We start from the raw sequence: 12,431 nt of genomic DNA on the forward strand, positions 1-12,431 counted from the left end.
GGTTTGGGCGGGCCGGGGGCGGCAAACCTGGTTTTGTTTGGGGGTGGCGGCCCCGGGCCCGGCACTACCGGTATTGCTTACCAGCGCAACTTGCGCCGCGCCAGCGCCGCGGCCAGCTGCTCCATCACGTGTTGCGCCTGCGCCTGCGGCAGGTGGCGCAGGGTCAACGCCACATCACCGTGCGCACCGGCCGTATCCAGCTGCAGGCTGCTGGTGCCGAGCAGCTTGTCCAGCGGTGAACGCTGCAGGCGCAGGCCCTGCACCTTGTCCAGCTCGGCCCAGCGCCACCAGCGCTTCCACCAGCCGCCGCGCACGGCCACGTAATGGGCATCCAGATACCAGCCCATGCGCGCCATCTGCCGATGTGCCACCAGCAGCGCCACCGGCAGCCAGGCCAGCACGATCAGGCCCCATGATCCCCAGCGCCAGTACGCGGCCGCTGCCAGCAACGGCACCAGCAGCAGCGCGCCCAGGCACAGCCGCCACCAGCCACGCTGCGGAATGGACTGCCATTGCGCCGGCGGCCATTGCAGTTGAGGCAACAGGTGCTGCACCAGCTGCTCGCAGCGCATTGCCGGTGCCAGCGGTGCCAGCTCGCGCAGGGCGCGGTCCTCGTCGCGCGAGGGGCCGCCGGCGGCGCTGTCGATGCGCAGCTGGCGCAGGCCGAACCAGCGATGCAGGGTGGTTTCGCGCAGCGTCCAGGCCTGGATGCGGCGACGCGCGACACTGCTGCGGGTACGGCTGAGCAGGCCGGCCGAGACGGTCAGGCGGCGATCCTGCTCGCTGAGGGTGAAGCCGTGATAGCGCAGCAGGGTCAGCACCACCGACAGCGCACGCAGCGCCAGCCAGCCCAGCAGCAAGGCTGCGGCCAGCAGCAGGAAGGCGCCGGCCACGCCGGGATGCAGGTGGCTTGCGTAGCCGAAGGCTTCCCGGCCGCCACGCTGGATGGCCGCGTCCATCACCGGCCGCGGCACGGTCTGGAACAGCACGCCGAAGGCGGCGATCGCCAATGCCCAGCCGCGGTTGGACAGCAGGCCCATGCGCACCACATCCCAGCTCGACAGGCGCAGCAGCACCTGTTCGGTGTCGGAGTCGGTGATCGAGGGGGCGGCCACGACGTCGGCGGCCTGCGGTGCCTGCCCACGCTGGCGCACCAGTCGTTCCAGCGCCAGCGCCTGGTCCAGCTTCAGCACGCGCATTTCGGCTTCCGGACGCACGCCGCCGGCCGATTCAAGGTGCAGCTCGGCCACGCCGAACAGGCGGTGCAGCGGGTTCTGCCGCACTTCCACGTTGTGGATGCGGGCGAACGGGATCTCGCGGCGGTTGCGCGCCAGCAGTCCGCTGCGCACGGTGATCGCGTCGCTGCCGATGCGGTAGCGGTAGCTGAGGTACTGCAGCACCGAGACCAGCACCAGCGCGGCAATCGCCGACAGCGGAATCAGCTGCGCCCACATCGGGTCGCGGTCACCGCGCTGGCCGAACACCAGCAGCGCCACCAGCGGCAGGAAGTAGTGGCGCAGCTGCATCAGCAGCACGAACAGCCACGACCACGGGTGCAGGCGATGGTCCTCGCCACCGGCAGGCAGCGATGCGGGCAGGGGCGGCGGCAGGCTCACAGGGCGTCGGCGTCCTGGTCGAGCTGATGCGACAGGGTGTCACGCAGGCGCTCGGCGTCGGCCTCGTCCAGGCCGCTCACGGTCACTGCGCTCATGCGGGTCCCGGCAGTGTGCACGATCAGCGTGGCCAGGCCGGCACGGCGTTCCAGCGGGCCGCGGCGCAGGTCCAGGTGCTGCACGCGCGAAATGGGGATGCGCGTTTCCAGCTGCCACATCAGGTCGCGGCGCAGGCCCAGCCCTTGGGTATCCAGCCGCCAGCGGGTGCGGGTCAAGCGCCGGTGGCCAAGCCACGCGCCGAAGACGATGCCGATCAGCAGCCCAAGGGCGGCCGTCCACAGGCCGCCGGGCAGCTGGAAGAACCACGCGGCCGCGGCCAGCGGCAGGCCCGGCACGAACAGTCCGCCGAAGGCGCCTTCCAGTGCGGCCAGGCGGGCGGCGCGCTGCGGCAGCGACTGCCAGGCATCGGCAGGCGGGGAGGTCAGGGGAACGTCGATCACGCGGGCTCCGTCAGGTGGCAGGGCGGGCGGTGGCGGCAGGGCCGCACCGCGCAGACGGTAGCAGGTCGACCGCGCTACTGGGCAGCCTGGATCAGCGCGTCCACATCCAGCATGTGGCCGGCACGATCGGCCTTGGTGCGCAGGTAGTGTTCGTTCTCGGCAGTGATCTCGCCGGTGACCGGAATGCAGTCCAGCACCTCGATGCCGGCGTTGCGCAGACGCTGTGCCTTGGTCGGGTTGTTGCTGAGCAGGGCCACGCGCGAAATGCCCAGGCCATGCAGCATCGCCACCGCACTGCCGTAGCGGCGCTCGTCGGCACCGAAGCCCAGCTGTGCATCGGCATCGATGGTGTCCAGGCCGTCGTGCTGGTAGCCGTAGGCGCGCATCTTGGCGGCGATACCGGTGCCGCGGCCTTCCTGGTCCAGGTACAGCAGCACGCCGCCGCCCAGTTCCTTCAGCTTGCGCAGGCCGCGCCGCAGCTGGTCGCCGCAGTCGCACTTGAGTGAGCCGAACAGGTCGCCGGTCAGGCACGAGGAGTGCACGCGTACCGGCACCACCGCCGACAGGTCCGGTTCGCCGACGATGATCGCGACCTGGTCGCGCTGGGCCACGCCGCCGCGGAACACCGCGAAGGTGGTCATGCCGACGTCGCGCAGCGGTACCGGCGAACGGGCGACCAGTTCGTAATCGTGGGCGGCGTGTGCCGCGCCCTCGGCCAGGTCGCACAACGCCACTTCGGCCGCACCCGCAAAGGTCATGTCCTCTGCATCCAGGCGCACCGCCACCATCGCCGGCAGCAGCAGGCCCAGGCGGGCCAGCTCCACCGCGCCGGCATCGAAGGCGTCGCCGGCCGTCCAGTCGTCCGGCATCGGGCCGGGCTCGCGCAGGTAGCCCAGCGAGGGCAGGGCATCGAAGGCAACCCCCGCCAGCGGCAGGCGCGCGCCTGCCGGTGCCTCCACGCCGAGCACGCGGGCGCGGGTGGCGGTCAGGAACAGGTAATGGCGCTCGCGTGCGGCAGCGGCGAAGGCAGCGAAGCTGCTGGCAGTGGCGCTGTCCAGTGCAATCACCGCCAGCCGCTGGCCCTGCCCATCGTGGAGCAGTACCGGGCGACCGGCACGCAGTTCGGCCACCGCGCGTTCGCAGCGGATCGCGGCGGGGTCGCCGAACAGGGAAGAGGCAGCAGGCATGGCGGGACCGGGGGAGGCGGACATCGCAGTCTCTATGGGGGCGCCGGCGTCGTATTCAACGTGGTGCGGCCGCCGGTCGCAGGGGCCGGATGGGCATGGGCGTGGGGGCCGTCAGTGCGGATGCTCTTCGGTCGCATACGGATCGTCCTCGCCGCTGCCCGGTGGCCGCAGCGTATAGCGCTTGTAGGTCCACTGGTACTGCGTCGGGTCGCGGCGGGCGATGCGCTCGATGCCGGCATTGAGCGCGGTGGCGGCCACCTGCGGGTCCGGATCGGCCACGGCCGGGTCGGTCGGCTCGATGTGCAGGGCGAATTCCATGTCCGGCCCGATGCGCTCGCACCAGCCATACAGCACGGTGGCGCCGGTGCGCTCGGCCAGCCGGTTGACCAGGGTCATGGTCAGCGCCTGCACGCCGAAGAACGGCACGAACACGCCATCGCCGGCCTTGGGCTGCTGGTCGGGCAGGATGCCGGTGGCGCCGCCGTCCTTGAGCACCTTGAACAGCTGGCGCACGGCCGGGCCCTCGGCGCGTACCTGCTGCACGTTCTGGCCGCCGCGCACCAGCTGCAGGAAGGCGTCGCTGGCCTCGTCTTCCGGCGGCTTGTAGACGATGGCGATCTGCCCGCGCGAGGCCAGCCACTGGTTCAGCAGCTCCCAGTTGCCGAAGTGCGGTGCGGCCACGATCACGCCCTTGCCGCTGGCCAGGGCCGCGTCGTACAGGGCTTCGCCGTGGCGCTGCTTCAGGTGCAGCCGCAGGTTGTCGGCCGGCTGCCGGCTCCACAAACGCAGGGTCTCGATGGCCTGCAGCGCAGTGGAGCGCAGCAGTTCGCGGTGCAGGCGGTCGCGTGCAGGACCGTCCAGCTCCGGGTAGGCCAGTTCGAGGTTGCGCCGGGTAACGCGGCTCTCACGGGCATTGACACGAACCCACGTCCACGCCAGGGCGTGTGCGAACCCCCGCAGCAGCGGCCAGGGCAGGCGGGCGAACAGGGTGGTGGCGCGGTAGACCAGCCGGGCTTTGCGTTGCGGATTCATCGGCGCCAGTTTAGCCAAGGGCGCTGCTATCGTGGCCGGCCCCGTTCATTGGAAGCCCACGATGCTCGTCCTGATCCAGCGTGTCAGCCAGGCCGCCGTCCATGTCGACGAGGAGGTGGTGGGGCAGATCGGCCCCGGCTTGCTGGCCCTGGTCGGCATGGAACCGGGGGATAGCGAGGTCCAGCTGCGGCGGATGGCCGAACGCCTGCTGGGTTACCGGGTGTTCGCCGACGAGGCCGGGAAGATGAACCGGTCGCTGCGCGACACCGGTGGCGGCCTGCTGCTGGTCAGCCAGTTCACCCTGGCGGCCGATACCCGTTCGGGCATGCGGCCGAGCTTCACCAGCGCCGCACCGCCGGACGAGGCTGAACGCGGGTTCAATCGATTTGTCGACATCTGCCGTGAAAATCATGCGCCAGGGGTGGAAACGGGCCGGTTTGGCGCCCATATGGTCGTCAGCCTGGTCAATGACGGTCCCGTGACCTTCCTTCTCAGGCCCTAGGCCGCCGGGACCACCGCCCGGCAGGCAGGGCCCCGGGCTGGTATAATGCTACGTTCCCTATTTCTCCCTAGCCGGTGGCGCGAGCACTACATGGCCAACGAACGTCCTGCCCAATCCGAAATCAAGCAACTGATCAGCAAGGGCCTGGAACAGGGCTACCTGACCTACGCCGAAGTCAATGACCATCTGCCGGACGACATGGTCGACCCGGAACAGATCGAAGACATCATCGGCATGATCAACGGCATGGGCATCGATGTCCATGAAGTTGCGCCGGATGTGGAAACCCTGCTTCTCAACGACGGCAACACCGGTAACCGCGAAGTCGATGACACCGCGGCCGAAGAAGCTGCCGCCGCGCTGAGCGCGCTCGACACCGAAGGTGGCCGTACCACCGACCCGGTGCGCATGTACATGCGCGAAATGGGCACGGTCGAGCTGCTGACCCGCGAAGGCGAAATCGCCATCGCCAAGCGCATCGAGGAAGGCCTTTCGCAGGTCCAGGCGGCCCTGGGCCAGTTCCCGGTTTCGGTCGAATCGCTGCTGACCGACTACGAGGCCCACAAGGAAGGCAAGAAGCGCCTGGCCGAAGTGATCGTCGGCTTCAACGACCTGGCCGACGAAGAGCCGGCGCCGCCGGCGGTCGCTGCCGATGACAGCAGCGATGCCGACGCAGAAGGCGACGAGGACGAGGACGATGACGTCGAGGGTGGCGAGGAAGAAGCCGCACCGACCGGTCCGGATCCGGAGGAAGTCGCTGCGCGCATGCAGGCGCTGAGCGATGCTTTCAATGCCTTCAAGAAGGCGGCGACCAAGGGCGACAAGAAGAACCTGCCGCGCCTGCGCGAAGAGATGTCGGCGGTGTTCGTCACCCTGAAGCTGCCGCTGCCGCTGACCGACGTGCTGACCAAGCAGCTGCGCGACACCATGGCGTCGATCAAGGCCCATGAGCGACGCGTGCTGAACCTGGCCACCGTCACCGCGCGCATGCCGCGCAAGGACTTCATCCGCTCCTGGGAAGGCAACCAGACCAACCTGGAGTGGGTGGAAGACGCACTGAAGCGCAAGCAGAAGTGGTCGTCGGCCCTGCGCGAAGTGAAGGACCAGATCATCGCCGAACAGCAGGCGACGATCGACATCGAGAAGCTGACCCAGCTGGACCTGGAAGAGCTGAAGGAAATCAGCCGTGCCATGGCCTACGGTGAAGCCAAGGCGCGCAAGGCCAAGAAGGAAATGGTCGAGGCCAACCTGCGCCTGGTGATCTCGATCGCCAAGAAGTACACCAACCGTGGCCTGCAGTTCCTCGACCTGATCCAGGAAGGCAACATCGGCCTGATGAAGGCCGTGGACAAGTTCGAGTACCGCCGCGGTTACAAGTTCTCGACCTACGCCACCTGGTGGATCCGCCAGGCGATCACCCGCTCGATTGCCGACCAGGCGCGCACCATCCGTATTCCGGTGCACATGATCGAGACGATCAACAAGTTGAACCGCATTTCCCGCCAGATGCTCCAGCAGTACGGCCGCGAGGCCACGCCGGAGGAGCTGGCCAAGGAAATGGACATGCCGGAAGACAAGATCCGCAAGGTGATGAAGATCGCCAAGGAGCCGATCTCGATGGAAACCCCGATCGGCGACGACGAGGATTCCCATCTGGGCGACTTCATCGAGGACACCAACGTGGAGTCCCCGATCGAGAACACCACCAACATCAACCTGTCTGAAACCGTGCGCGACGTGCTGGCCGGCCTCACCCCGAGGGAAGCCAAGGTGTTGCGCATGCGCTTCGGCATCGACATGAACACCGACCACACGCTGGAAGAAGTCGGCAAGCAGTTCGACGTGACCCGCGAGCGCATCCGCCAGATCGAAGCGAAGGCGCTGCGCAAGCTGCGTCACCCGAGCCGCTCGGAGCAGCTGCGCAGCTTCCTGGATATCGATTGATTTCCAGCGGCTGGTGAAGCGTTGAGAGAAACCCCGCCTGGTGCGGGGTTTTTCTTTTTGGGGTGCCTGGACATGCCCGACGGGGCTTGCCGATGACGCATCTGCCGTTTGAATTTTTCCTGCGACGGTCGCACGCTGATCGCGCAGATGCTCAACACATCCCGTAGGCGGGCCGGTCATCACCGGCGCCGATGCAAGCGCGCGGCAGGTCACGTGCAACTCGTACGGCCTGCGGCATTGATTCGTCATGCATCTGGAGTCACGCCATGAATGATGTGGAGCACAATGTTCCCGAGCCCGTGCAAACCGATTTCCCGCCGCTGCTGGACTGGGATGAGGTGATGCGGGATGAGTGCGAGGATCGATTGGGATTTGCACGCCGTACGACGTATGCGCTGCTGACGCTGTCGGAGGCCGGATTGCTTGCCGGCTTCAGCGGCGACAACCAACAGGGACTGGAGCAGATCAGAAGGATGGTTGCGTTGTTCCAGGCATGCCTGAGGCGGCAGGTATGGCTCGCGGAAGCGGCGGAGAGGCGGCTGGGGCGTATTTCGGAGGCGCTTGCCGCCGCCGGGTAGCCGATCGGGCGCGGCCTCCACTACACTGTGACGCTGCGCCGGGCCTATAGCTCAACGGTTAGAGCAGGGGACTCATAATCCCTTGGTTCCAGGTTCGAATCCTGGTGGGCCCACCATAAGAAGCAGGTGCTTGGGCGTCGGGCCCGATGCCTCTACCGCGTCGGCGGAAAGAACATTGGAAATAATTCTCGGACGCCGATAGGGTTCCACGGGATTTACTGCGCATCGACAGGCAATGGACACTTGTTGCCATGACAAGGAAGGCAGCAAGAAACGAATGGTTGGTCCTCGCCGGCAGGTGCGCGGAGAGTACACGGAGGCGGCCACGCCGGCTGGCTCTATCGCCAGGACCATATCTCCATGGTGACGCTCGAAAGCGGCAAGATAAGGGCCTACAGGGAGTACTGGGATCCTTACGTTGCGCTGAGGGACTTCGGGCTGGTCAGGCCCGGTGTTGCCGCTCGGTAGCCCTGAACAGCACACGGCGTCGTGGCGTGATGCGTGCAGCGTGCCTTGGCAGCACCTGGATCAGCTTTCTGGAAGCTCGATCAGGAATCCCCTTCTTATGTAGTCCGGGATCTTCACGTACTCGGCCCTGACGCGTTCGGCGAACTCCGGATCCAGGTGCCAGTCACTCTTGTCCACCGCGAAATAGTTGACCCACTGCGCGGTAACGGTTGGCCCTGGCCAATGACGGGCCATTGTCATCAGATATCGACGCGCGGAACAGATTTTTCCGATGGCAATGACGCTCCGTCTCTCTTCGAGAGGCAGCATGCGCTCGGCAAGCTCGCGCGAGCGCCATACGTTCTCACCAGTGTTCATGGCGAGCGGCTCGATGATGAGCACATGCTCTGGAATTCCCAACTCCATGAGGCGGGTAGCCATGGTTTCGGCTTCTGAATCGTGAAGACCTCCGGTCATGCCACCGGAAACGACTGCCTTCCGGAACATTCTCTTGTGCCACAGGGTGACTACTGCCTGGCAGAAATCCTCCACTCCGTGCCGAGTTCCGAAGATCAGTGCGAGATCTGAGCGTACTGCAGGGCGCTCCGGCATGACGTAGTCGCCTATGCGCTCGATGTCTTCCAGTTGCATGGCTGCTTCCCTCATGGTCAATTTGGCTGGCTTCTAAGTTGACCACTGGAGTATTACGGCCTGTGGGTTCTCGAATTGGTACGAAGACCCTCTTCGACGCGCAGGTCAGGGGGGCGGCCCACAATCTGGTGGTGCATCTCCTGGATACCCCGCATGACATTCGTCGTGATCGCGTCCGCGAGCGCAATCGCGAGAAAGGCGCAACGTTCCCCATGGAGGTACCCGCTGCCTTCTGTGAGCTGGCGAGCGAGCATTGGGAACCGATGGACCCAACCGAATGCGAGATCTACGACGTCAGGTAATCACCTGGAATCCAAGGCCCCCTTCTGACTGACAGGGATACCAAGGCCCCAACGCCGCTGCACGCTCCTGATACATGAGGTAGCGCGTCATCGCCCGCAGCCGCGATGCTGATTCATGGGAGGAGACGGCGGCAGCCGCGATGCGGCTGCCGCGCATGTGCTCGTCCTGCTGCATGCAACTACTTCGGCATCAACACCGTGTCGATCACGTGGATCACGCCATTGGACTGGCCGACGTCGGCAATGCTGATCCCCGCCTTGCCGCCCTTGGCATCGATGACCCACAGCTTGCCGTCATGCAGTGCGACGGTGAGGGATTCACCTTCAACGGTCTTCAGCGTGGCCTTGCCGCCGTGCTTCCTGGCATCGGCCATCAGCTGCGCTGAACTGTAATTGCCCGGCACCACGTGGTAGGTCAGGATCTTGGTCAGTTGTGCCTTGTTTTCAGGCTTCACCAGCGTATCGACCGTACCTGCGGGCAGCTTGCTGAAGGCTGCATTGGTGGGCGCGAAGACGGTGAAGGGGCCGGCGCCATTGAGGGTATCGACCAGGCCCGCTGCCTTGACCGCAGCGACCAGGGTCGTGTGGTCCTTGGAGTTGATGGCGTTCTGGACGATGGTCCTGGTGGGATACATTTCCGCCCCGCCGACCATCACGGTACTGGCGGCGAAGCTCATTGAAGTGGCTGAGACGAGTACGGCGAAGCTGACTGTGGCGGCTATCCGCTGAAGGGCTTTCACGGCGCGTTCCTCTATAGGATGCCCGCAAGGCGCGGGCATCCTAGATACGCGCTGGCGCGGCCCTTGGATGCAGGCAGATGCATCAGTGCGCGTTGTCGCTTGAAACGTCGCAGCGTTGTAAAAGCCGAGTGAACGACTGCCCCTGCCGGCGGCTACGCAGCACGAACTGCGCGCCGCTCAGCGGCGCGGATGACGGATGTCGGATGGGCAGCCAGAAAGGCGCGCGTTGCTGATGGCCTGGCGGACACCACAGCCACGGCATGACAGCACGGTTCCACCGGCAACGTGTTCCATCTCATGCTCGTCCCACACGCTCGTCGATCCGCAGGCGGTGCAGGTGGCGACGATCTGCAGTGCGCGGGCCAGGTCGCCCTGCTCCCCAGCCCTGTAGGTGAGATCGGTGATCTGAAAAATACCGGTATGACTCATGGGAATGCCGGGGGGTGCTTGTTGACGAACGATAGGGCCCACCGGGTATCGGTCGTGTCGGTGCTGTGTTGATGGATGGTTGAAGTGCAGGCTATTCGTCGCTGCGTCGATTGAGCTCTTCAAGCCGTGCGCGGCTGACTGACTGGTGATTGCCGCAGGTTGGGCAACTGAGGGCAGCCGCACCGTCGAGATCGACAAGGCCATGGTTGGGAATGGCCCTGAACTGCCAGGAACACTTGATGCAGGAGCAATCGATTCGGGTGACCTGCAGCAGGGTGCCGTCTGCCCGCGTCACTCCCTCGACGCTGATTACGTAGAACTGTCCGATGTCACGCATGAAGATGAACGAAATCCCTGAATCCGTAGGGCGCCATCATGCTGTTTTGTGGGCCATCTGGGACAAAGGTGGCTTGGTCGAATTCTGAAGAGTTAAGAATTCGAGTGACGGTGCGGACTCGCAGCGGGACAAGTAATCCAACGCCGCGCGAGTGAGAGTTGGATACGACGACGTGAGCGCCTTCCGCAAGGTGTTCCAGGGCATTGTCGGCATGTCCCCGTCCGCATGCCGGGATCATTTCCGTGTCCGGCGGCGTGCACAGGGGGAAGGCCGACGTCGGGGGGCGTGGTTGACGGGATGGTGTCGACCCATCGCCAGCATGCCGGTGTCACCGCGCGGGGTCGTCGACCACAGGCATGCTTGGCGTGCGGATGCTGATTCCGATCCCGACAGGAGATCGCATGATGCGCAGTGCTTGTACGTCCTTCGTTCTGGCTGCATCGCAATGCGTTCCGGCATTCGCGTCCGACGCTGGCGAATCAGCCAGGTCAAGACGCCGGCGCCGATCATCGATGGCCTGCAGTACAAGCGCGCCTTCAACGTGGCCGGACCCTCATGGCCGAGGGTTACGGTGCCATCGAGTTCCTGGATGCACAGGGCAAGGTGATCCACACGCTGGCGCCAGAGGCCGAACTTCGCCGCTAGCGCGTGCACACCTCGAATCGAGGCTTACCCGCGCCGACCGCGCCCGTCGATGCTGTAGCGCCCGGCCCCGGTGCAGACCAGCAGCAGGAACCCACCGGCCAGCCCCAGGTTCTTCAGGAACATGATCTGCTGGGTCTGGTCGGCGAAGTTGTGGTGGAAGATGAAAGCGGTGACCAGGCTGAAGCCCGCCAGCACGATCGACACCAGCCGGGTCTGGAAGCCGAGCAGGATGCACAGGCCACTGCCGATCTCGAAGGCGACCGTTGGCCACAGCAGGATGCCGGGCACGCCCATGGCTTCCATATAGGCCTGGGTGCCGCTGAGATCGCCGAGCTTGCCCAGCCCGGAGACCAGGAACAGCGCCATCAGCAGGATGCGCGCAAGCAGGTAGGCAAGCGAATGCGATGAGGTGCTCACAGGGATGTCCTCGGGGATGGCCGACGAAGGCGATCGGAGCCCACCCGCAGTGAAGCCCGTGTCTACGCGGGGGCAAGCCGCCTTGACAGGCGCCGCGCGGCAGTAGACCTTTCCAGCATGACGATCGATATTGAATCGCTCAGCCTGCGGGAGCTGGGCGCCTTGGTGGTTGCCGCTGAACAGCGGAAGCAGCTGATTTCCAACCGCCGTCCTGCCAGCGCGGTGCGGCGTATGCTGAAAGCTGCCGCGGCGGAAGCGGGATATACCCTCGAAGAACTCTTTGGCGATGAAGCCATCGAAGCGGGCGCACCCAGCCGGAAACCGGCACGGCGCAGAACCGGCAAAGTGGCCGCCAAATACCGAGACCCGGAATACAAGCGGCTGACCTGGTCCGGTCGCGGGCGCATGCCGCGTTGGCTCGCTTCCAGGATCCAGAAGGGCCACAAGGTCACCGACTTCCTGATTCCCGGGTTGGCGCGACCGACGGCGCGCAAGGGCAGCCCGATCGGCAAGCGCACGGTCTTCAAGAAGGATTGAACCTGCCACGCTGCTACCCTGCCGGGGTCTTTGAACGAAGGAGCGCGGGATGGCACACGATGCAGGCAGGACGATCACGCCCACGATGCTGTATATCGCCGCGGCCGCGGCCGTGCTGGTCAGCCTGCTGGCCTGGGCGGTGGAATGGAGCGGGATGGCCTATGTCTGCCCATATTGCCGCGTGCAGCGCACGGTCATCGGCGTGCTGGGCCTGCTGACGCTGTTCGCGCGCCCGGGCGGCATCGTGGTGCCCTGGCTGTCGTACAGCGCGGGCGCCTTCGCGTTCGTGGTGGCGGCGATGCAGCACTTCAACGGTTGGAAGCGCATTTCCGCCGGCGACTTCAGTTTCAACGAACAGTGGTACATCGATCCGTGGCTGCTGTCGGGCTGCGCGATGCTGGTCCTGGTGGCGCAGCTGATGCTGGTGCAGGCCGCCTGCCGGCGCAGGTTGCACTGACAGTGTCGTCGCTGCGGGAGAAGTGCCGGGTATGGCAAGCGCTCTCAATCCTTCAAAGCGGTAGTGACATCGCGTGTGGCGCGCGATGCTCATGAAGTATGCCGTCGCACAGG

The 12,431-nt window shown here is 65.6% G+C and carries 15 protein-coding genes and 1 tRNA gene; 6 read left to right on the plus strand and 10 right to left on the minus strand.

Annotated elements, in window-relative coordinates; all coding sequences use genetic code 11:
- Window positions 1–77: 77 nt before the first annotated feature.
- The 4 genes from AC5JLE_RS02440 to AC5JLE_RS02455 form a co-directional block, all read right to left on the minus strand.
- Window positions 78–1,616 carry a PH domain-containing protein gene (locus AC5JLE_RS02440; RefSeq protein ID WP_496064987.1) on the minus strand — a complete coding sequence of 513 codons (1,539 nt, stop codon included), beginning with the start codon at window positions 1,614–1,616 and terminating at the stop codon, window positions 78–80.
- Window positions 1,613–2,113, minus strand: a complete 501-nt coding sequence (locus AC5JLE_RS02445) for a PH domain-containing protein (RefSeq protein ID WP_032958281.1) — start codon at window positions 2,111–2,113, stop codon at window positions 1,613–1,615. Before AC5JLE_RS02445 ends, AC5JLE_RS02440 begins: the two co-directional genes overlap by 4 nt.
- A gap of 74 nt (window positions 2,114–2,187) precedes the next feature.
- Window positions 2,188–3,324 (minus strand): GTP cyclohydrolase II RibA, encoded by a 1,137-nt coding sequence (ribA, locus tag AC5JLE_RS02450; protein WP_032958282.1) that lies wholly within the window; start codon window positions 3,322–3,324, stop codon window positions 2,188–2,190.
- An 87-nt stretch (window positions 3,325–3,411) separates the two neighbouring features.
- Window positions 3,412–4,332, minus strand: a complete 921-nt coding sequence (locus AC5JLE_RS02455) for a lauroyl acyltransferase (RefSeq protein WP_481445636.1) — start codon at window positions 4,330–4,332, stop codon at window positions 3,412–3,414.
- A gap of 61 nt (window positions 4,333–4,393) precedes the next feature.
- On the opposite strand from AC5JLE_RS02455, the gene dtd reads away from it, so the two are divergent.
- From dtd to AC5JLE_RS02475, 4 genes are all read left to right on the plus strand, one after another.
- Window positions 4,394–4,834, plus strand: a complete 441-nt coding sequence (dtd, locus tag AC5JLE_RS02460) for a D-aminoacyl-tRNA deacylase (protein ID WP_134967104.1) — start codon at window positions 4,394–4,396, stop codon at window positions 4,832–4,834.
- 90 nt (window positions 4,835–4,924) lie between these two features.
- On the plus strand, window positions 4,925–6,778 hold the full coding sequence (gene rpoD, locus AC5JLE_RS02465; protein WP_014648552.1) for an RNA polymerase sigma factor RpoD: 1,854 nt from the start codon (window positions 4,925–4,927) through the stop codon (window positions 6,776–6,778).
- A gap of 266 nt (window positions 6,779–7,044) precedes the next feature.
- Window positions 7,045–7,356 carry a hypothetical protein gene (locus AC5JLE_RS02470; RefSeq protein WP_496064988.1) on the plus strand — a complete coding sequence of 104 codons (312 nt, stop codon included), beginning with the start codon at window positions 7,045–7,047 and terminating at the stop codon, window positions 7,354–7,356.
- 40 nt (window positions 7,357–7,396) lie between these two features.
- Window positions 7,397–7,472, plus strand: a tRNA-Ile gene (locus tag AC5JLE_RS02475).
- Between the two features lie 412 nt (window positions 7,473–7,884).
- Here AC5JLE_RS02475 and AC5JLE_RS02480 read toward each other — a convergent pair.
- The 6 genes from AC5JLE_RS02480 to AC5JLE_RS02505 all read right to left on the minus strand — a co-directional run bounded on the left by AC5JLE_RS02480 (window position 7,885) and on the right by AC5JLE_RS02505 (window position 11,324).
- On the minus strand, window positions 7,885–8,454 hold the full coding sequence (locus AC5JLE_RS02480) for a YdcF family protein (protein WP_241884841.1): 570 nt from the start codon (window positions 8,452–8,454) through the stop codon (window positions 7,885–7,887).
- A gap of 294 nt (window positions 8,455–8,748) precedes the next feature.
- Complete coding sequence (locus tag AC5JLE_RS02485; protein ID WP_496064989.1) at window positions 8,749–8,931, minus strand: hypothetical protein; 183 nt, start codon at window positions 8,929–8,931, stop codon at window positions 8,749–8,751.
- 4 nt (window positions 8,932–8,935) lie between these two features.
- Window positions 8,936–9,496: a fasciclin domain-containing protein gene (locus tag AC5JLE_RS02490; protein WP_032958323.1), complete on the minus strand. Its 561-nt coding sequence runs from the start codon at window positions 9,494–9,496 to the stop codon at window positions 8,936–8,938.
- A 177-nt stretch (window positions 9,497–9,673) separates the two neighbouring features.
- Window positions 9,674–9,925 carry a hypothetical protein gene (locus AC5JLE_RS02495; RefSeq protein WP_164109741.1) on the minus strand — a complete coding sequence of 84 codons (252 nt, stop codon included), beginning with the start codon at window positions 9,923–9,925 and terminating at the stop codon, window positions 9,674–9,676.
- A gap of 91 nt (window positions 9,926–10,016) precedes the next feature.
- Window positions 10,017–10,262 (minus strand): hypothetical protein, encoded by a 246-nt coding sequence (locus AC5JLE_RS02500; protein ID WP_014648541.1) that lies wholly within the window; start codon window positions 10,260–10,262, stop codon window positions 10,017–10,019.
- A gap of 669 nt (window positions 10,263–10,931) precedes the next feature.
- Entirely contained in the window at window positions 10,932–11,324 is a 393-nt protein-coding gene (locus AC5JLE_RS02505) for a DoxX family protein (RefSeq protein ID WP_401729926.1), read from the minus strand.
- Window positions 11,325–11,441: 117 nt separating this feature from the next.
- Between AC5JLE_RS02505 and AC5JLE_RS02510 the strand changes: the two genes are divergently transcribed.
- The gene (locus tag AC5JLE_RS02510; RefSeq protein ID WP_041863852.1) at window positions 11,442–11,861 is read left to right on the plus strand and encodes an H-NS histone family protein; all 420 of its coding nucleotides are present in this window, start codon (window positions 11,442–11,444) and stop codon (window positions 11,859–11,861) included.
- Window positions 11,862–11,910: 49 nt separating this feature from the next.
- Complete coding sequence (locus AC5JLE_RS02515) at window positions 11,911–12,318, plus strand: hypothetical protein (RefSeq protein WP_049404777.1); 408 nt, start codon at window positions 11,911–11,913, stop codon at window positions 12,316–12,318.
- Window positions 12,319–12,431 lie beyond the last annotated feature (113 nt).

The sequence above is a fragment of the Stenotrophomonas sp. genome (genome assembly GCF_059505245.1).